Consider the following 20,172-nt stretch of genomic DNA (forward strand, 5'->3'; position numbering starts at 1 on the left):
AACACCCAGGCTGCTTATTGCAAGCTTGTCGTTTGCCAGCCAACAATGGAGAAAGCATGAAAAAAATCGATAGTTTTGAGACTGCCATTGGTGGCAAAAATCTCATCATCGAAGTCGGCAAATACGCCGAACAGTCCGCAGGCTCCTGTACTGTCACCTATGGTGGGACAGTCGTTTTGGCCACTGTCTGTCTTAGTTCTAGCATAAGAGAAGGGATTGATTATTTTCCCCTCATGGTAGACTTTGACGAAAAACTTTACGCCGCCGGAAAAATAAAAGGCTCGCGCTTTATCAAACGCGAAGGGCGTGCCACTGACGAAGCCATATTGGCCGGTCGTCTAATTGATCGTTCTATCCGCCCCCTTTTTCCCGAAGCAATAAAAAATGATGTCCAGGTGGTCGTTTCTGTTTTATCTTTTGACGGTGAAAACGACCCAGATATTTTGAGCTTGGTCGCCGCTGCCACCGCTATTAGTATCTCTCCTATTCCCTGGAACGGCCCGATTGCCGGCGTCCGCGTTGGCCGTATCAATGGTGAGTGGGTCATAAACCCAAGCTATGAAGCTCGCTCCAAAAGCCAACTTGATTTGGTTGTTTCTGCCAACAAAGATAAGGTAGTTATGCTCGAGGCTGGCGCCGAGGAAATACCTGAAGATGTCATGATTGAGGGCATAAAATTTGGCCACAAACACGCTCAGTCTTTGATAAAATTAATTGAAGACATCACCTCAAAAATAGGCAAACCCAAAATGGATATCTCCCCCAAGCTGACAGATGAAGAAAAAATCCTAGCAGAAAAAATTGAAACCAAAGTCAAAAATTTTATCAACCCCGAAAAGATCAACTCTATCTTTACTTATACGGCCAAAGATGAACTGAAAAAAAATATCGAAACGGCCAAAGAGGAATTAGACACTCTCCTCAAGGCTGATAATGAAATTTCCAAAGATGATCGCAAAAAGGGAGTTGGCCTCGTTGAAGGACTCATAGACGGACACATGAGACAATTAATCTTGGAGTCTGGCCGCCGCCCAGACAACCGTGGATTGGATCAAATTCGTCCACTCTCAGCTGAGGTCGGCGTTTTGCCTCGCACCCACGGCTCTGGCCTCTTCCAGCGTGGTGAGACACAGGTTCTCTCTGTGGTGACCCTTGGCGCACCGTCAGACGAACAGACCCTTGATACTATGGAAGAATCTGGCAAAAAACGTTACATGCATCATTATAATTTTCCTCCATTCTCTGTTGGCGAGGTTGGTCCGCTCAGAGGGCCTGGCCGCCGGGAAATCGGTCATGGGGCTCTAGCTGAAAAAGCCCTAGTGCCCATGATCCCAAATAAAGAAGAATTTCCTTACACGATCCGTGTCGTTTCCGAAGTCCTCTCCTCCAACGGGTCTTCATCTCAAGCCTCCATCTGCGGCTCCACTCTTTCTCTCATGGATGCTGGTGTACCAATAAAAAAACCAGTTGCCGGTATTGCCATGGGGCTCATAACCGACTATCAGGATATCAACAAATACCGCATCCTGACCGACATTCAAGGCTTTGAAGATCATAGCGGTGATATGGATTTCAAAATTGCCGGCACCGCTGATGGTATCACTGCTGTCCAGATGGACACCAAAATTCATGGCTTGACTGAAGACATTATAAAAGACACTTTCGCCCAAGCTAAAAAAGCTCGCTTGGAAATTTTGGAAGTTATGAAACAAGCTATTGCCGCTCCACGAGTAGAACTCTCCCCCTATGCCCCACGTATTACTACTCTCCACATCAACCCGGATAAAATCCGCGATGTTATCGGCCCGGGCGGCAAAATGATCAATAAAATTATCGCCGAAACAGGTGTCAATATTGATATTGAAGATGATGGCTTGGTCTTTATCACCGCTACTTCGCCAGAAGGATCAGTAAAAGCCAAAGAATGGATAGAGCTTCTGACCGCTGAAGCTGAGGTGGGAAAAACATATCACGGCAAAGTCACTCGTATGTTTGACTTTGGCGCTATGGTAGAATTTTTACCCAAGCAAGAGGGCCTGATTCATGTTTCCGAGATGGCCCCCTTCCGCGTCAATACACCAGAAGATATTATTCATATTGGTGATGAGGTCCCAGTCAAAGTTGTCGGCATTGATGATCAAGGTCGGGTCAATCTCTCCCTCAAACAAACCGACTTTGATTATTCTGGCTTTACCCCACCAGCCATGCAACCATCGCGACCTTTCCGCCCGCGCGATGATAGAGGCCACGGTCACGATCGCGGTCACGATCATCGCCGACCGAGATTCTAAATTCCCTGCTCAAAAGTCCCACCACCAGTGGGACTTTTTAATTGAAAATGCAAAAATAAAAATACAAAGTTAAAAATTACAATCAATCTATTGACCAATAATCGCTGAGCCGAGTCAGCGTCTGCGAGCATTTAAATAAAAAAGTAAAAATCAAGCAAAGTGAGGTTGAAAAAATTGGCGGGAGCGGAGTGAAACGGAGCCGGGACCTGCCAGTTTTCCAACGAACGGGGCACTGATTTTCTTTTTTTACTCAAGCGAGCTAATTTTCTTTTGTTAGCTTTTCTTTTGTAAAAGAAAAGTAAGTAATATCGCTAAAGTTACAAACAGCCAATAGTGTTCCAGCGGCCAATCTAATTACAACCAAAATCATTACAACTTTGACTGAATTTTGTATTTTGTTTTTTTAATTCAATCAAAAAACCAGGGGGTTTATTCCCTGGTTCTTGAAGATAAATCAATTATCTATCATAACCACCGCGATTGCCGCCGCGGAATCCGCCAGCTGGTCTCTCTTCGCGTGGTCTAGCTTCACTCACGATGATCTTTCTCCCGGCCATTTCCTGACCGTTCAAAGCTTCAACCGCTTTTTTAGCTTCTTCTTCACTAGACATTTCCACAAATCCAAAACCCTTGCTGCGGTTGTTGAATTTGTTGATCACTACGGAAGCAGAAACTACTGTACCAACTTGGCCAAAAAAATCAGCCAATTGCTGGTCATTGGTCTCGTAGGGCAAATTGCCTACAAATAACTTCGTTGCCATAACAAATTTTCGTTTATATTGCGAGATTACTCTCGCCTTTTCTTCTTTACGACCTATTAGCACGCACCTATAAACGAAAACTCGTTATTTAAGATGCAAAATTATTAAAGAAGTCTGTGAAAGCAGTATAGCACAATTACCAAATTATTGCAAGCCCCGACACTCCCCCGCCCTTGACAAACATAAAAATACCTGCTATCCTAATATGACAATCAAATAGCCCAATGTCCGGCCTAGAAAATGGCTCTAAATCTCCCTTATAACCATTTTCCAAACCGAACATTAACAATCCCGCAAGAACTCTGTTTTAGCGGGATTTTGTTTTCAAAACAGCTCTTTTAAAAAATCCCAATACCTTCCCACAACTGTTTTTATTAATTTTATTAAATCAGCTGCTGGAAGGGCACACTGGCAAAAGGAGAACCAGTGTTGGTAGCACCGGGGATTCGTCACCCTGGGGCCAAGCACTTCCGTTATTAATTAACGCCACAATTATGTTCAAGGCGTTTAGCGGAGCTCTGTCGCTAGCCCTAACTCTACTGGTGCTACATTGGCTCCTTCCTGGGGTGTTTGAGCAATTAGTCGCGGCCATGTCCAAAGTATTGACTATCGTCAACTTTGGCCTCGACTCTGCACTCGCTCAAATCCCCCATTAAAAAAAATTAGGACCCTACGCTTTTGCGCAGGGTCCTCGTTTTTTATTCCTCCTTTGTTATTCGAAATTCATAACTGACATCGTCGATCCAGCGCCTAGAACCATCGCGAAAAACCAACTCCCACCAAATTTCTCCCTCTCTCCGGAATGAATCTTCTGTGGGCGGCAACCGATCGTTAACCAAATCTGTTGCCTCATCTCTGGCAAGCATGACCGGGCCTCCGCCAAAAAAGTCGCCGGCATTGGCCCCTGCCACCACAAAAACATGAAAATCCTGTTCGCCACGCTGGACCTTTTGCCAGTCCGCTTCCGACAATTCAGGAAACTCACCGTCGACCATCCGCGCAAGAAAAATTTGATCTATTGCCTGCATTGATCACCTCCCCATCAAATAATTCCCATGTAGGTTTCAATCGGAGCGTGCCCATACTCGTCCTCGCTTGGTAAAGCCTCGTCGCCTGCATACCTATCACCATCGTCGGGAACAAACGAGCAAAGGTTCTCAAAAAAATCCGCCCAAGGAATCCGGCATCGGCCAGCCGCAAACTCCACTTCCATCCATTCTCCTTTATCACTTTCCATCAACGGTTTGAAATTATCATTAACCAGATTAGTCGCCTCCTCTGCAGTGAGGGGTATTTCTGCTTGCCCTCCAAATACCCCCACCAGATCAGGATTGGTTTCTGCTATGGAAACTTCGAAATCAAAGTCTCCGCTCGCCACCTGAGCCAGAAGCTCTGGCGTCAAGGGATACCCTGCTCGATCTACCAGATATACACTCATATTTCTGCCCCCCTAGGTTGATTAAAAATTTGTGGTTCACCACCAGGAACAAAAAAAGTGGTCACTACCTCAACGATCTCTTCTCTAAACATAAGTCCTCCTACTCTTTTGGTTATAAAATTTTTATTTTTTTAATTTATTGCCATTTTTTATCAATTTACCCCCACTCACCCCAAAAGTCAAGAAAACAAAAGAGCGGCTTTCAGCCGCTCTCAATCTGTTTGTCCATTAATGCTACATAAATAAAGGCAACATCACCAAGGTCAAAGTTGATAACAATTTTATCAACACATGAAGTGATGGTCCGGCTGTGTCTTTAAATGGATCACCAACTGTATCACCTACCACTGTGGCTTTATGTGTCTCCGACCCCTTACCACCCATATTGCCTGCTTCTATAAATTTCTTGGCATTGTCCCAAGCACCACCGCCATTATTCAAAACCAGAGCCATGAGCACCCCGACAATCGTCCCGACCATCAAAGTCGCCCCGACTGCCTCTGCTTTAAAAACATAACCAATCACTATTGGCACGATCACGGCTACGAGTCCCGGTGCCACCATCTCTTTCAACGCGCCTCTCGTAGTAATATCCACGCACTTGGCATAATCTGGTTTTACACTGCCATCCATAATGCCCGGATTATTTTTAAACTGGTCTCTGACTTCATTGATAATATAATAAGCACCACGACCGACCGCCCTGATCGCCAAAGATGAAAAAATAAATATTAAAGCTGCCCCCAAAAATCCGCCCACAAAAACAGCTGGCTTGGCCAGATCAATGCTAGAAAGCTTTGCATCAGTCAAAAACGCTGAGAATAAAAGGAAAGCCGCCAAAGCTGCAGAGCCGACTGCATAGCCCTTGGTCAAAGCTTTGGTTGTATTGCCCACTGCGTCCAATCTGTCGGTGATTTTCCTGACATTAGCATCAGCTCCAGACATCTCCACGATACCACCAGCATTATCAGTAATCGGCCCAAATGTATCCATGGCCAAAACATAGCCAGCCGTAGCGAGCATTCCCATCGTCGCCACCGCTGTGCCATAAAGACCCCCGCTGGAGAGTCCTGATGCCTTGCCAATCAAATAAGAGCCAAGCAGCGCCGCACTAATAATCAATGCTGGCACTGCTGTACTCTCCAAAGCTACCGAGAAACCAGAAATGATATTAGTTGCTGACCCTGTTTTAGAAGCTTCAGCAATTGATTTTACTGGACGATATTTATATTCAGTATAATATTGGGTCACATACAAAAAAGCGATGCTAGTTGCCAACCCTACCAAACCACAAGCCAAAAACCACATCCAGTGGCTCGGTAATAACCAATAAGTAGCCACCGCAAATCCTATGAGGGCCACCAAAGCTGTCACATAAAAACCCCTATTCAAAGCCTTCATTGGGTCTTCTTCTCCTTTTACTTTCACCGAGAACACACCCAAAACAGAAGCAATCAAACCAAAAGCTCTAGCCACCAAAGGAAATAAAATTCCGCCAATACCAAAAATAGGATAAAGCGCAATGCCGAGGATCATCGCCCCGATATTCTCTGCCGCCGTACTCTCAAAAAGATCTGCTCCTCTGCCCGCACAATCGCCCACATTGTCCCCCACCAAATCAGCCACCACCGCGGGATTGCGAATATCGTCTTCTGGTATGCCCGCTTCAACCTTACCAACCAAATCAGCGCCCACATCAGCCGCCTTGGTATAAATACCCCCGCCGAGTTGGGCAAATAAAGCCACGAGTGATGCTCCAAAACCAAAACCCACTATGGTCAAAGGAGCTCCCTCGGGGTTTTTCAAGCCGCCATAAAGCACAAATAAGCCGGCCACCCCAAGCAACGAAAGAGCTACCACCAAAAATCCTGCCACTGCTCCACCGCGCATTGCCACTTTTACAGCCGCATCAATATCTTTGGTCGCCGCCGCCGCTGTCCTCACGTTGGCTCTGACTGAAATATACATACCGATATAACCAGCCAACCCAGAAAAACAAGCTCCCACCAAAAAGGCCACTGCTGTCTTTACACCCAGAACCCAATCACCGGAAAGTGCATAAATACCAAAAATAATAATTGTACCAATGGCAGTAATTATCGCTATGGTGGTATATTGCCTTTTTAAAAAAGCCATAGCACCCTCCTTGATCGCCTTGGCGATTTCTTGCATTTGGTCTGTACCTTGATCTTTCTTTAAAACATGTTTTGCCAAAAGAAAAGATACCACCAAACCCACGATGCTAATCAAAAAAACTAAAACCAATTCCATAAACATTTCTCCTCTGTCAGCTTCTTGTTTCGAACTGACAAAATTAATTTATAATATTGATTTCTAATACTTTATTATAATTATTTTTCGTCTGACACCTCTACTGCTGTCTCTACGCCTGCTTCTGGCTCTGCTGTTACCACCTCTTTGCCTTCCTCTCCACCTTCCTCAATTATATCTATCCTCCAACCAGTCAACTTGGCTGCCAATCTCACATTTTGTCCTTCTTTGCCAATTGCCAAAGAGAGTTGATCCGGCAAAACATAAACCTTTGCCTCTCTGTTTATATGTTCTTCCTCCTCGCTTCCAGCCTCTTGCTTTTTCTCTTCCCCCTTAGACACCTCTACCCTCAATACTTTTGCCGGCGAAAGGGCCTTAGCAATAAATTTGGCTGGGTCTTCTACCCACTCAATAATGTCTACTTTTTCTCCGCCAAGCTCACCAATAATTGTTTGTACTCTTGTGCCTCTCTGCCCCACGCAAGACCCGATCGGATCCACGTTTTCTTCTTTGGCAACTACTGCTATTTTTGACCTCGACCCGGCTTCTCTGGCAATACTCTTTATCTGAACCGTGCCAGCTGCTATCTCCGGCACTTCCAATTTAAACAACTTGCGCAAAATTTCCGGATGGGCTCTCGACACTATAATCCTTGGACCTCTCGGGCCCTGTTCTACATTTTTTAAATAAAATTTAAATCTCGCTCCTGGCCGATAATTTTCTGTTCTTATCCCTTCCTCGATTGGCATGACCGCTGTCGTATTACCAAAATCAACCAATACAATCTTTCCTTCCTGTCTTTGTACTGTGCCATTCAAAAGCTCCCCAATCTTATCTTGATATTCTTCAAAAATAGTATTCCTTTCTGCCTCTCTCAATTTCTGAATTATCACCTGTTTGGCAGTCTGCGCTGCCATCCTGCCAAAATCGCCCGGCACTACCAATTCTTGCACCAGTTCTTCTCCCAGCTTGACTGATTTCTTTATCTCCTTTGCCTCACTCAAGCTAACCATTGTTTTTGGGTTAAATCTCTTTGTTTCATCCTCACCTACTTCCGTCTCCTCCAACTCGTGCTCCTCTTCTTTCTTCTCTGGTGGCTTTACCAATCCAGCAGCGATATCCTCAGCCAATTTCATCCGCTCCTCTTTCAATTTTTCATACTCGGCCTTAAGCTCATCTTCCACTACTTCCTTAATATCAAAAACCTTAAATCCGCCAGTTTCCATATCAAAATTGACTTTGATATTTTGTAATTTATTACCAAAATCTTTACGATAAGCAGCGCCCAGAGCCGACTCAATTGTCTCTACCACTGACTCAACAGGTATCTTTTTTTCTTCACATACCTGTTTGATCGCCTGTGTTAATTCTGAAGCCATACTATTAAAATCAATAATTAAAGCTAGTTTATCATCTAAACTAGCTAAAATCATTATACATAATTATTGTAAAATGGTCAAATAATGGTCACTTATCTCACTTTTATCCTAATCCCATCTTCCCTTATAGTCCTACTGTTTGTCCCAGTTATCACAGTATATAAATTATAGTCACCACCTGACAACTCGGTTAACAACAAACTGGCTTCTGCGCCTCTCACTTCTTTATAACCTAGCCAGACCGATTCTTCACCCTGTTTTTGACTATAAAAATCTATTTTACTAAATAAAGAATAACTATCAATTTTTACCTTTAAATTGAAAGGAAACTGCCCTACATAAAATTCTTTGCCATCAGTCGGCACAATCCAACTAACTGGCTTGGCATAACCAGCTGGCAAATTAATATAAATCTTGATATTCATCTCTCGAGAATTACCCACATCATCATAAGCTATTGCTTTCAAAAAATGTTCACCATTCTCAAATCCGATCAACTGATAATTAGCAAATCCAAAAGGATAATTTTTTTGAGTACCAATAAGCTCATTATCAATATAATATTCTACTCTATCCACTCCCCGCCTAGCACCAGACTCCACACTCACCTCAAAATTTGGCTCATAAAAAGTAGCCCCATCTTTGGGTGAAATTATTTCTATGCTTGGACGGTTTTCTTCGGTGTGCACATCGTCAAGTTCTGTTGGCGGATTTTCTATGTTAATATAATTGTTTTTTTCGGCCCACAGTCTAACTCCCTCTTCAAAAGCCGCATAGGCCGGATCTTTGCTTGGCTCTATTGGTATTGGTCCGAGAATATCGCCTGGCGTCACATAATGCAAAATAGAATGTACCCCCTGGCGATATTTTCTCTCTTCAATTAAATTGGCCGGGGTCAAATCAGTTGCCAATTTACCTGTTGTCTTGTCTATCTTTACCGTCACTTCATCCGCCGCCTGACCATTCAACATTGGCTTGTTGGGCAAGGGTTTGTTCTCTGGCTGCTCAAAATTTTCTACTGGCGTGCCCTCAAGTGCCCTCTTCATATATTCATTCCAAATTGGCGCCGCCACAATGCTCCCATCGGCTTTACCGGTCATTGCTTTATTATCATTATTGCCCACCCAGACGCCCGTTGCCAAGCTCGGTGTATAGCCCATGGTCCAACCATCATGAAAATCGTTGGTGGTCCCGGTCTTAGCCGCCACTGGCCTATCTGGTAATGTCAAATAATTTTTCTCCCCAAAAATCCACGCTCTGGAACCATTATCAGATAAAATACTATTTATTTGTTTGGCTACTTGTGAATCCAAAACCTCTTCCCCCTTGTTTTCTTCTGGTTTAAATTCTTCGAGCACCTCACCGCCCTTATCTTCTACTTTCAAAATATATTGTAAATCATTTTTTACTCCATTGTTGGCAAAAACAGAAAAAGCTTTTATGTGGTCTACTAGTTTCACTTCTCCACCCCCCAACACCAAAGACAGTCCAAATCTTGATCGGTCTCCCAAAGTGGTATAACCCATTTTCTCTGCCAAATCCAGCACCTTGTTTATCCCCACCACATAAATTGTCTTAACCGCTGGTATGTTTAAAGAGCCAGCCAAGGCCTTTCTAATTGAAACTGGCCCGTGTTCCGTCCCATCATAATTATTGGGTTCATAAATTTTTCCCGTTTCTGTAGGAAATTTTGTTTTTGTATCAAATAAAATAGTTTCCGGCGAAAACCCCTCCAAAAAAGAAGCTGCGTAAACAATCGGCTTGAAAGATGATCCCGGTTGTCTCGGTCTCATCGCCACATTTACCGCCCCATCATACTCTTCATTGAAATAATCTCTAGAGCCCACCATAGCAAAAACCTCCCCTGTTTTTGGATTTATTGAAACCAAAGATGCATTGTGAGCTCCGTTTTTCTTTTCATTCCTCTCTACCCCCGCCGCAATTGCCTCCTCAGCTATTTTCTGTTTATCAAAATCAAGTGTAGTTATTACTTTGAGACCACCCTTCTCTGCCATTTCTTCTCCATACTTTTCCGCCAAGAGCTCCTTTATATATAAAGTAAAATGAGGAGCAACAACACTCTGTGATAACCTTTTAAACTCCAACTTCTCACCTTCCGCCGCCGCTCTCTGTTCCTCGCTAATATAGCCAAGATCTCTCATTTTCTTTAAAACAAATTTTTGCCTCGCCATCAATTCTTCAACATGTGAGCCATAGGGTGAATAATAAGTTGTTGCCTGAAGCATCGCCGCCAAAATCGCCCCTTCACCCACCGTTAAATCCTGGGCCTTTTTGCCAAAATATGTTTCTGCTCCTGCCTCTACCCCATAAGCCGTCGAGCCATAGGGTACCACATTAAAATACAATTCTAAAATTTCATCCTTACTAAATTTCTTTTCTAAATAATAGGAAAAAATTAATTCCTTCAGCTTACGCTTATAAGTTTTCTCCGGTGAAAGAACGGCATTTTTTACCAACTGCTGAGTAATGGTTGAGCCCCCTCTTTGCGGGCCAATCCCAAAAATCTCATGCAAAGCCACTTTTACTAAAGCTGGAAAATCAAAACCATGATGTTCATAAAACTGATCATCCTCTATCGCTATTACTGCCCATCTCACATGCTCTGGTATTTGGTCTAATGGCACCCACACTCTCTTCTCGCTGCCTGATAAAAAATAAAGTATATGTTCACCAGTACGGTCATAAATCTTGGTCGCTGACCCCTGAGATGCAATTATCATCTCTTCTCTTGTTGGCACCTTGCCAGAATAATACATCAGCGCACCTAATACAAAAATCACCAAAGCTATTATTCCAACTCCTGCCAATTTTAATAATTTTCTAAAAAATCTAGGATAACTCTTTTCCCTCTCTCCTCGACGACGATAATACCCGCCACCCAAGGGTTTTTTTATCTCTTCTCTTCTCCCCACCGCTGCTCGCCTTTGAGCAATCATGCTATCACTAAAACGGCCTTTGTCCTCCCAACTTCTCGGGGATTTTACCTTTAATGCCGGTATCGGCATAAATTATAATCTTTAATTTTTAAAATTTTTAATGCTTATTGATATTATACCAATATTAAGCTAAAATGGTAATATCAATATTTTGACTAAATTTATGCAAAAAAGCAAGGATGAACAAATAAAAGAACTCTTAGAAAAAGGTATCGCCAATATCTATCCCGATCGTGAATTTCTTGAAAAAAACCTCACTAGTGGCCAAAAATTAACCATCTATCTTGGCATTGACCCGACTGGCCCAGAACTCCATATCGGTCACGCCATCCCCTTGCGCAAACTCCGTGCTTTCCAAGATTTAGGCCACCGGGTTATTCTCCTGATTGGCGACTTCACTGCTCTTTGTGGCGACCCGGACAAAAGTTATACGAGAAAAAGACTCTCCACCAAAGAAATCGCTCAAAACATAAAAAATTATCAAAAACAAATTTCCTTGATTCTAAATCTCCACGGCAAAAATCCCGCCACCTTTAAATTCAACAATGACTGGCTGGGCAAACTAAAATTTACAGATATTATTGAGATTGCCTCCAACTTTACCGTTCAGCAAATGCTCGCCCGTGATCTCTTTGATAAAAGATTAAAAGCTGGCAACCCCATCGCCTTACATGAGTTCCTTTATCCTCTGATGCAAGCCTATGATTCTGTCGCTATGGATGTTGACGGTGAAATCGGCGGCAATGATCAAACTTTTAATATGCTCTCTGGGAGAGACCTGATGAAAGCCATGAGGGGTAAAGAAAAATTTGTTTTAACAACCAAACTCCTAGCTGACCCCACCGGCAAAAAAATGGGCAAGACTGAGGGCAATATGATTACCCTCTCTGACTCCCCCACCGACATGTTTGGCAAAATTATGAGCTGGGGCGATGAAATGATTGCTCTCGGTTTTGAACTTTGCACCAATGCCACCCTAAAAGAAATAGAAGATATAAAAAAAATGCTTGAAAATGACGTGAACCCGCGCGATCTCAAGGCCCAACTAGGCAAAGAAATTGTTACTCTTTATCATTCCAAACAAAAAGCCCTAGAAGCCGAGGCAGAATTTAATAAAATCTTTAAAAACAAAGAAAATCCAGACAACCTTACAGAGATAATTATAAAAAAACAACCATATAACATCATTGACCTTATAATGATTGCCAAACTAGCCTCGAGCAAGGGCGAAGCTAAAAGGCTGGTAGAACAAAACGCGGTTAAACTTGGTACTGCCATGATCAATAATTGGAAAAGTAATATTAGCCCGGAAACAAACGACATTCTAAAGGTTGGTAAAAGAAAATTTGCCAAACTTATAATTAGATAACAAAGGGTTGACTTTTTAACCATAAAATTATACTATAAAACCATTATAATAAGCCAATATAATGGTTTTTGAGTTTTTATGCGCGCATAGCTCAGCTGGTTAGAGCGCAACACTGATAATGTTGAGGTCCCTGGTTCGATTCCAGGTGCGCGCACCAGGCCGAGGTAGCTCAGCGGTAGAGCGAAGGACTGAAAATCCTTGCGTCGGCAGTTCGACTCTGCCTCTCGGCATATTGCTATCATTAAATTGGGCGCGGGTAATGCCCGCGCCCAATTTACAACGGGCTGTCGTATACCGGTAGTACGCATGCTTTGGGAGCATGTTGACTGGGTTCAATTCCCAGCAGCCCGAAATGAGCTTATGAATAATTCAAAACCGTGTCCCCCACGGTTTTAAAAAACTTTAATTCTTATGAAATTTACTTTCCTTTTTGTTGATAAAACCCATGCCAAAATCTGGCAAGCAACTGAAGCAGAATATCTTGAACGCCTTAGTCATTTTGTTAAATATGAAATCAAAATTATCCCCCCTATTAAAAACAAAACACCCCATGAGTGCATCCGGCTAGAATCAAAAAAACTGATAGAGCACTTGAATAAATCCAATAATTATATCGTTATCCTAGATAAATCTGGCAAAACCCCATCCTCTGAAGAAATGGCTGCCAAATTAGAGTTGTGGCAATCGCAATCCAAAAATATAACCTTTGTTATTGGTGGTACTTTCGGGCTTTCAAAAGAATCGGTTCAAAAGGCAAATTTTGTCTGGTCTCTCTCTAATCTGACCTTTACCCACGAAATGGTTAGGACCATAATGTTTGAACAGCTCTACCGCGCTTTTACCATCATCAAAGACCTCCCCTACCACTATTAATACCGCCCTACCCCCTACCGGCCTACCTGTCTATCTTCCCCTTGCCTTTTTTAAACAAATATGTTAAGGTAAAATATAAATATTAACTGTTTATTTATTGTTTTTATGAGTAAAATATCTAAAGAATACGAGCTTTTCTACTTTCTGCCCATCACTTTTTCTCCAGAGGAAGTTAATGGCACAAGAGAAAAAATAACCTCCATAATATCAAAATATAATGGTGCTATCACCAAAGAAGAGGATATGGGCAAAAAGAAACTCTCCTACGCCGTCAAGGGTGCCAGGCATGGCTACTATTTATTAACCCACTTCAATTCAGATACTGCCTCAGCCAACATGATCAGTGGAGAAATAAAACTTATTCCGGAAATTATTCGTCATCGTCTTGTTATAAAACAAAACTACAAACAACCACACACTAGCCCTATGGCCCCTGGGGTCAAAGAAGACCAAGAAGAAAAAATTACAACAAACTCTGAGACAGAAACCAAAAAGGAGAAAGAACACGACAACGGCAAAGTAGATATCCAGGAGCTTGACCGCAAGATTGATGAATTATTATTAGAAGATATTTAATTTATAATTAACTAACCGAAAAAATATGAACCTCAATCGTGCCACGCTGATTGGCAATCTCACCAGGGACCCAGAAGTCCGCACTACTCCGAGTGGGGCTTCTGTTGCCTCTTTTTCTATTGCCACCAATTATATATGGACTGACCCCTCTGGCAATCGTCAAGAAAAAGCCGAATTCCACAATATCGTCGCCTGGAGAAAACTAGCTGACATCTGTGGCCAATACCTTCACAAGGGATCAAAGGTCTATATCGAAGGCCGTCTGCAAACCCGCTCTTGGGATGATCAGACTGGCAACAAGCGCTATATCACTGAGATTGTGGCTGAAAACCTGATAATGCTTGATAGCAAAGGTGCCAGCCGACCAGCTACTAGCGCCGGTGTTCCTCTACCTGACGAAACGCCGACCATCCAGATAGATGAAAGCGATATGGGAGGAAATGAGGAAATAAAAGTTGAAGAAGTACCATTTTAATTACTTATGATAAATACTAAAAACACCACAAAAAATAATCCTGATAAACACTGTTTTTTCTGTGTTAATCAGATTGATAATATCAACTATAAAGACGTCACTACCCTACAAAGGTTTATGTCTCACTATTGTCGTATCGTCCCCGGCCGTCGCACTGGCCTCTGCGCCAAGCACCAGCGCAAAGTTTCTACTGCTATCAAGCGCGGTCGCGAAATGGGCCTCCTACCATTTGTCCGGAAATAATCTTTATCTAAAAATCACCCCGACTATAGTCGGGGTGATTTTATAATTAAATCAGTCTCAAAATAATTACCGCAACTCTATGCTTCAAAATATTGACTCAAATTTCCAACATCAATACCGGCTTTTTTGAGCTTTTCTGTCGCGCTTTCTATTAATTCCTCCTGATTTGGTAATGCGTGTTCACTCTTTCCAGGCCAGCTAAAATGGGCATATTTCATTGCTTTTTGCTCATCCTCAGTAAGGCTGCCCCATGCAGTTTGAAACATGTTGCTTGTTTCTCTTTCCATAAAATTAACTTCAATTATTAAATTATTAAATTATTTATCCCCTACTTTCCTACCTGACTACTCGCCTACCTACTACCTGCTATCCATCTCTTGCCTCATCTTCCTTGACCTTATTCCAAATCTTGGCAGCTATCTCGCGGGTAATTTTCATATTCTCTTTCAAAAATCTCTTGGCATTTTCTCTACCCACCCCCAATTTGGTCTCCATATAGCTATATGAATTACCGGCTTTATTGATTATCCCCTCTTCTACCCCGCGGTCCAAAACATCAGCTGTGACAGAAATCCCTTCATTATACATAATATCAAACTCACAGGTCTTAAATGGCGGTGCTACTTTATTTTTCACGATTTTGGCCTTAACTCTATTCCCAATAAAATTCTCGCCCATTTTTATCTGAGCGGCCCGACGCAATTCTATCCTTACTGAAGCATAAAATTTGAGAGCCATACCACCGGTTGTTGTCTCGGGGTTGCCAAACACCACCCCGATCTTTTGCCTTGTTTGGTTCAGAAATATTACTGTTGTCTCGGTCTTGCTTATAATCGCTGTCAACTTTCTCAAAGCTTGGCTCATCAATCTTGCCTGAAGGCCCATGTGGCTCTGGCCCATCTCCCCCTCAATCTCCACCCTTGGAGTCAATGCCGCCACCGAGTCTACTACTATTAGATCTACTCCACCTGAACGCACCAGCGTCTCTACTATTTCTAAAGCTTGTTCACCACTATCTGGCTGGGATATTAAAAGCTCATCAACTTTGACTCCTATTTTTTTTGCATAATCAGGATCCAAGGCGTGCTCAGCATCAACAAAAGCCGCTACCCCACCCGAACGCTGTACGCTAGCAATTGCATGTTGAGAAACAGTTGTTTTGCCAGACGCTTCAGCTCCATATATCTCAATGATTCTACCCCTGGGCAATCCGCCGACGCCAAGTGCCAAATCCAAAGACAAACATCCTGTCGGAATAACCGGTACTTTTAATTTTTTTATCTCACCAAATTTCATTATTGCCCCTTCGCCAAACTTCTCCTTTATCTGCTCCATTGCCAACTCGGCCGCTTTTTGTTTTCCCCCCTCTAGCCCCTCCCCAATTTCTTGTTTTTTTGGCATATCGCTCAAATTAATTATAAATATAATTTAATATTATTTAGCTGCCACCGGCTGATTTTTTTCTTCCACGACGACACTCCTAAAAACAACTGCATTTCTACCATATTTCTTTTTGGCCTCCAATTTAATTACATTTAAACCCTTATTTAAATTTATGTCAATTGTAAAAAAACCAGACTTGTCTATCATTACTGTCTCACCATTTATGGTTACTATTGACCCATTTTCTGCCCGTCCGAGCATTTTTATCTCTCCCGCCCTTGAGACATAGTTGTCTTCGGGATAAAGTACCTCTATCCTCGGTGGCTTTAATAATGACCACGTCTGGAAACCTAGATAAAAAACTACTGTTATTGCCACTATGCCCACCCCTATATTTTTCAAAAACTTTGGCAGGTTAAAAAATTTTTTAGGGATAATCCCAAAACGATAATTTTGTACCCTAGGCCAAAAATTTTGATTTCTTGTCTCATCTTTAAATTTCTGTAAAATTTTTTCCCCACTCAATCCCAAAAATACAGCATATCTTCTCAAAAAATTTCTAGCATAAACCTCTCCCGGTAAAACCTGCCACTCTCCACTCTCTATGGCTTCCAAATACTCTTTGCCAACACCGACCTTCTTCTCCACCGAAAGTAAAGTTAAATTCAAAGAGCGCCGCGCTTCTGCGAGGTCCTCCCCTAAAGACTTTACCGCTATAATGTTTTTCTGTTTAAAAACCACCATTTTTAAAAATTATATTTATTTTCATCTGTTTTGTTTTCTTTTGTTCCCGCTTCTTCCTCTATCTCCTCGGATTCTTCCGAATCTGATATTTCCTCTTTTTCTTCCAGCTCTTCAGCTGCCAATTCCTGTTCTTCAATTTCCTCCTCACTCCCCTCTCCTGAATAGTCATCCTCCTGTTCTATTTTGCCAACCTGTCCGTCCTCCAGTAGACGGTTGTTTTCATGCTTTAGTTCCCTTGCACTCGCCTGTTCTATATATTCCCCTGCTATATCTCTCTCTCCTGTTTTTATTAATATCTCCCTGGGCTTTGCTCCATCGGCCGGACCCACCACGCCTTGCTGTTCCAATAAATCCAAAATCCTAGCCGCTCTGGCATAACCGATCTTCATCTTTCTCTGCAAATATGAGGCCGAGGCTTTTCTGTCATTTATAATTATATCCCTTGCTTCCTCCAATCGATCCTCCTCTCCATCGTCATCTCCATTCAATACAATCCCACCAAGCCCCAATGTTTGCTGTTTTTCCGTCACCTCATCGACATAATCAGGGTCCCCAATCTTTCTCAAGTGTGCAGTCACATTTTCTATATCACTATCAGAACAAAATGCTCCTTGTATTCTCTTTGGCTTGGACAACTCCGCCGAAGTATAAAGCATATCTCCTCTACCCATCAACTTCTCTGCGCCAGATGAATCCAATATTGTTCTAGAGTCGGTCAATGATGCCACAGAAAAAGCTATTCTGCCGGGGATATTAGCCTTGATCACGCCCGTAATAATATCCACGGAAGGCCTCTGTGTCGCCAATATAAGATGAATACCAACTGCTCGAGACATCTGCGCCAAACGGATAATCGCCGCTTCCACCTCCGGACCAGACGCGGACATCAATGTAGCCAGCTCATCAATTATAAAAACAATATATGGCAACTTATCAGCCGGGTATGACTGATTATAACTCTGAATATTTCTTTTCCCAGCATTAGACAAAACATGAAACCGCCTCTCCATTTCACTGATCGTCCACCGGAGAGCATTAATGGTCTTTTTTACCTCTGTCACCACCGGCGATAGAAGATAAGGAATGCCCTCATAAGAAAGCATCTCTACTCTTTTTGGATCAACCAATATAAACTTCAGCTCATCTGGCTGGTTTTGGTATAAAAGAGATAATATCATCGCATTCAAACCAACCGTCTTCCCCGATCCAGTCGTCCCAGCCACCAATAGGTGGGGCAACTTTGTCAGATCAGTCATACAAGCATTGCCAGCCACATCCTGCCCCAAAACAATTGTCATGTTTGATTTTCTTTCTTTAAAGGCCTGTGATTCAAGCACTTTTCTGAGAGGCACTATGGCTATCTTGCTATTTGGTACCTCTACTCCGACTAGGGACTTGCCCGGTATCGGCGCTTCAATTCTGATCGGATGCGCGGCCAAGGACAAGGCCAGGTCATTACTCAAAGCCAAAATTCTGGACAACTTTACTCCGTCAGCCGGCCGAAAAGTATATTGGGTCACTGTCGGACCGATCGCATAACCAGCCATCTCTACCTCAATACCAAAATGTGATAATGTCTTTTTAATCTTCTCCTGACAAAAAACAATATCTCTAGCTGTTGGTTTCCCCTCCTTGCCATCCAATAAATTCATAGGCAACACAACTGGTGGATATTTTTTTCTCTCCTTCTTTGTCTCCGCTCCTTCACCCCCCTCCTCTAATGTTTGATTTTCTATTTCTCCTGCTTCTGTTCCCACTTCTTCTTTTGCCTTATCGACAACTTCTTCTTGACCCTCCTCGACATCAGGTACCTCCCTCTCCTGAAAATCTACTACCGGGCTCTCGCCCATCTCTTCCATCCTTTTCTCTATTTTTTTAAGACGACGATAATGAAAAAACTCTCTCACTCTCTGCCTCAAATTTTTTAATGTTATTCTTTCTATTAAATTTTCCAAGGTTGTATTAAATAAAAGCAGAACCCCCACTGTGAGCATCGCTATCATCACTACCAGGCTCCCCCATCTGCCCATTATCTGCAAAAACGGCCACAAAACAGCATAGCCAAAATAACCACCGCCAATTCCCCTCTCCAAGGCCTCATCTATCATCTTTGGTTCACGCACCAGATGAAATATTGCCGAATATCCCATCACTGTCAAAGCCATGCCCACCCAATTGGCGCCTTTAAAAAAATTCTTATGCGGAAAAAGAGCAAAATAGCTGGCTAAAAGTAAAATCAAAGGAAATATCCAAAAACCCCAGCCAAATATCGCTTTCAAAATCTGGAAAACCGCCCGGCCAAAAGCCCCAGCCTGATCAAAGATAGACAAAAGACTAAGCAGGGACAAAGCTATCAAAACCACGATCAAAATACCTCTCCTGGTTGGTGGCTCTACCTCCCCAAATTCCACTAATTTTCCTCGTTTTTTGGCCATATTTGTTAAAAATTTTAAATCTTATATTCCTTATTATTTTAGCATTTTTTGGCTTTCCCGCCAAACCCAATTATAACGGACTTTTACAGCGGACTCTTAATATTCTTCAAACTTGGATTGGTCACTTTGGTATATATTTGTGTTGTCCTGATATTGGCATGCCCCAAAAGCTCTTGCACATAGCGCACATCCACTCCGTTTTCCAAGAGGTGCGTGGCAAAGCTATGGCGCAAACTATGAAAACTCGCCGGCTTTTTAATACCCGCTTTTTTCAAAGCCGCATAAAAAACCTTTTGCGCGCTAGCCTCGGTCAATCGGCCGCCGCGATTACTTTCAAAAATATAATCATCGCTCCTCTTACCCGCCATTATTTTTTCTAGATCAGCTACCAGTTTTTTAGACAAAATTGTCAAACGATCTTTCCTGCCCTTGCCTTGTCTCACCAACAAAGTCAATTCTTTGACATCTATATCCGCTACCTTTAAACCCACCACCTCGCTCACTCGCAAGCCCGCTCCATAAGCTAGGGCAACTATAAGTTTATGCTTTAAATTTTCAATACAGTCTATCATATTTTTAATTTCCTGCCGGCTCAAAACCACCGGCAATTTTTGGGTTTTCTTGGGATGTTTTAACTTTTCAAAACCATCCTTCTTATAAATATCACGAAAAATAAAATTTATAGCGTTGGCATAAAGGGCTATCGTTTGACTGGCCATTTTCTTTTCCTGTTTTTTCAATAAATAGTCTTTGATTTCTTCCATTGACAATTCTCGCAATGGTTTCTTGCAACAATTATACAAATCACGTGCTACAAAAGTATAGCTCTTTATGGTTTTGGGGCTATAATTGCGCAATTTAAGCTCTTGAATTATAATATCAATGAGGTTCATCATACCCATTTATTATACTCTAAGTATAGATAACCTACAAATTTTTGTTGTTATCTATCAAAAAGTATAGATAACAACTAGTTA

Annotated in this window: 17 protein-coding genes and 3 tRNA genes; 9 read left to right on the forward strand and 11 right to left on the reverse strand. The window is 42.4% G+C overall.

What is annotated here, in order from left to right:
* Positions 1 to 56: 56 nt before the first annotated feature.
* On the forward strand, positions 57 to 2,291 hold the full coding sequence (pnp, locus tag GYA54_04730) for a polyribonucleotide nucleotidyltransferase (protein ID NMC51986.1): 2,235 nt from the start codon (positions 57 to 59) through the stop codon (positions 2,289 to 2,291).
* 458 nt (positions 2,292 to 2,749) lie between these two features.
* Here the strand turns inward: pnp and GYA54_04735 are convergent, their stop codons facing one another.
* From GYA54_04735 to GYA54_04760, 6 genes are all read right to left on the reverse strand, one after another.
* Positions 2,750 to 3,052, reverse strand: a complete 303-nt coding sequence (locus GYA54_04735; protein ID NMC51987.1) for an RNA-binding protein — start codon at positions 3,050 to 3,052, stop codon at positions 2,750 to 2,752.
* Positions 3,053 to 3,750: 698 nt separating this feature from the next.
* Positions 3,751 to 4,080: a hypothetical protein gene (locus GYA54_04740; protein ID NMC51988.1), complete on the reverse strand. Its 330-nt coding sequence runs from the start codon at positions 4,078 to 4,080 to the stop codon at positions 3,751 to 3,753.
* Positions 4,081 to 4,094: 14 nt separating this feature from the next.
* On the reverse strand, positions 4,095 to 4,490 hold the full coding sequence (locus GYA54_04745) for a hypothetical protein (protein ID NMC51989.1): 396 nt from the start codon (positions 4,488 to 4,490) through the stop codon (positions 4,095 to 4,097).
* A gap of 234 nt (positions 4,491 to 4,724) precedes the next feature.
* A complete protein-coding gene (locus tag GYA54_04750) occupies positions 4,725 to 6,761 on the reverse strand; it encodes a sodium-translocating pyrophosphatase (protein NMC51990.1) in 2,037 nt (678 codons plus the stop codon).
* An 80-nt stretch (positions 6,762 to 6,841) separates the two neighbouring features.
* A complete protein-coding gene (nusA, locus tag GYA54_04755; GenBank protein NMC51991.1) occupies positions 6,842 to 8,140 on the reverse strand; it encodes a transcription termination/antitermination protein NusA in 1,299 nt (432 codons plus the stop codon).
* Positions 8,141 to 8,232: 92 nt separating this feature from the next.
* Positions 8,233 to 11,166, reverse strand: coding sequence for a penicillin-binding protein (locus GYA54_04760; protein ID NMC51992.1), 2,934 nt, complete (start codon positions 11,164 to 11,166; stop codon positions 8,233 to 8,235).
* A gap of 94 nt (positions 11,167 to 11,260) precedes the next feature.
* Here GYA54_04760 and GYA54_04765 point away from each other — a divergent pair, with 94 nt between their 5' ends.
* The 8 genes from GYA54_04765 to GYA54_04800 all read left to right on the forward strand — a co-directional run bounded on the left by GYA54_04765 (position 11,261) and on the right by GYA54_04800 (position 14,633).
* A complete protein-coding gene (locus tag GYA54_04765) occupies positions 11,261 to 12,466 on the forward strand; it encodes a tyrosine--tRNA ligase (protein NMC51993.1) in 1,206 nt (401 codons plus the stop codon).
* Between the two features lie 80 nt (positions 12,467 to 12,546).
* A tRNA-Ile gene (locus GYA54_04770) sits at positions 12,547 to 12,623 on the forward strand.
* 1 nt (position 12,624) lies between these two features.
* Positions 12,625 to 12,696, forward strand: a tRNA-Phe gene (locus GYA54_04775).
* Positions 12,697 to 12,746: 50 nt separating this feature from the next.
* A tRNA-Pro gene (locus GYA54_04780) sits at positions 12,747 to 12,817 on the forward strand.
* A 60-nt stretch (positions 12,818 to 12,877) separates the two neighbouring features.
* Positions 12,878 to 13,339, forward strand: a complete 462-nt coding sequence (locus GYA54_04785) for a 23S rRNA (pseudouridine(1915)-N(3))-methyltransferase RlmH (protein ID NMC51994.1) — start codon at positions 12,878 to 12,880, stop codon at positions 13,337 to 13,339.
* A gap of 105 nt (positions 13,340 to 13,444) precedes the next feature.
* On the forward strand, positions 13,445 to 13,915 hold the full coding sequence (rpsF, locus tag GYA54_04790) for a 30S ribosomal protein S6 (GenBank protein ID NMC51995.1): 471 nt from the start codon (positions 13,445 to 13,447) through the stop codon (positions 13,913 to 13,915).
* Between the two features lie 25 nt (positions 13,916 to 13,940).
* Positions 13,941 to 14,390, forward strand: coding sequence for a single-stranded DNA-binding protein (locus tag GYA54_04795; GenBank protein NMC51996.1), 450 nt, complete (start codon positions 13,941 to 13,943; stop codon positions 14,388 to 14,390).
* 6 nt (positions 14,391 to 14,396) lie between these two features.
* Positions 14,397 to 14,633 (forward strand): 30S ribosomal protein S18, encoded by a 237-nt coding sequence (locus tag GYA54_04800; GenBank protein ID NMC51997.1) that lies wholly within the window; start codon positions 14,397 to 14,399, stop codon positions 14,631 to 14,633.
* A gap of 77 nt (positions 14,634 to 14,710) precedes the next feature.
* Here the strand turns inward: GYA54_04800 and GYA54_04805 are convergent, their stop codons facing one another.
* The 5 genes from GYA54_04805 to GYA54_04825 all read right to left on the reverse strand — a co-directional run bounded on the left by GYA54_04805 (position 14,711) and on the right by GYA54_04825 (position 20,091).
* Positions 14,711 to 14,920, reverse strand: a complete 210-nt coding sequence (locus tag GYA54_04805) for a hypothetical protein (GenBank protein ID NMC51998.1) — start codon at positions 14,918 to 14,920, stop codon at positions 14,711 to 14,713.
* 79 nt (positions 14,921 to 14,999) lie between these two features.
* Positions 15,000 to 16,034 (reverse strand): recombinase RecA, encoded by a 1,035-nt coding sequence (recA, locus tag GYA54_04810; protein NMC51999.1) that lies wholly within the window; start codon positions 16,032 to 16,034, stop codon positions 15,000 to 15,002.
* Between the two features lie 33 nt (positions 16,035 to 16,067).
* Positions 16,068 to 16,685, reverse strand: a complete 618-nt coding sequence (locus GYA54_04815; GenBank protein ID NMC52000.1) for a hypothetical protein — start codon at positions 16,683 to 16,685, stop codon at positions 16,068 to 16,070.
* Between the two features lie 77 nt (positions 16,686 to 16,762).
* On the reverse strand, positions 16,763 to 19,195 hold the full coding sequence (locus GYA54_04820; GenBank protein NMC52001.1) for a hypothetical protein: 2,433 nt from the start codon (positions 19,193 to 19,195) through the stop codon (positions 16,763 to 16,765).
* A gap of 83 nt (positions 19,196 to 19,278) precedes the next feature.
* Positions 19,279 to 20,091, reverse strand: coding sequence for a tyrosine-type recombinase/integrase (locus GYA54_04825; GenBank protein NMC52002.1), 813 nt, complete (start codon positions 20,089 to 20,091; stop codon positions 19,279 to 19,281).
* Positions 20,092 to 20,172: the final 81 nt, after the last annotated feature.

The sequence above is a fragment of the Candidatus Kuenenbacteria bacterium genome (assembly GCA_012797775.1).
Lineage (GTDB): Bacteria > Patescibacteriota > Patescibacteriia > UBA2196 > GWA2-42-15 > JAAZMX01.